The sequence below is a fragment of the Vibrio sp. CyArs1 genome (genome assembly GCF_022432925.1).
GTDB classification, from domain to species: Bacteria; Pseudomonadota; Gammaproteobacteria; order Enterobacterales; family Vibrionaceae; genus Vibrio; species Vibrio mediterranei.
In genome coordinates, this window is the sequence record NZ_JAKRBO010000038.1 from 1 (window position 1) to 523 (window position 523).

The following is a 523-nucleotide window of genomic DNA, read 5'->3' on the forward strand; positions in this document are numbered from 1 at the left end:
AGGCCGTGCAGTTTGTTATGCGAAATCGCGCCATAAAACTCGATGGCGTTTTCCAGTTTCTGTACCGATACATTCAGGCGTTCGAAGAACAACCCCCAGGTTTGACCAGAAACGCGCAGCGCCTTGAAACGCCCGGTTTCCTGGCGGGTGCTGGAAAGACGCAATTCAATACACTCAGAAACCAGTTGCTGCACGCGAGTACGAATTAAGCCGCGCAGATGCTGGCTATATCAGAAGACTTCCACGCTATCTGGCGGTGCGGCGTCCTGATGCATTTTGCCGAGAATAGTTTTCAGGGCTTCGATCATCGATTGCTCGCCGTTGAAGTGCAGCGTACGCACTTCGTTCCACGAGTTGCGGTACAGCAGGTCAACGCTACCTACCAGGCAATTTTGATTCTCGCCAAAGCTGAAGACATCCAGCTTACGGAAATCGAAATGCACCACCTGATTGCGGAACGCCGCTGTCGGGTCATATTCCAGGTTAACGATAATCGCCAGATGGCGGATCTCACACGGGCTGT

1 pseudogene is annotated in these 523 nt (G+C 52.6%); it reads right to left on the reverse strand.

The window, feature by feature from the left end:
* Nucleotides 1-523: pseudogene (locus MMA19_RS26485) on the reverse strand (class I adenylate cyclase); the annotation flags it as partial.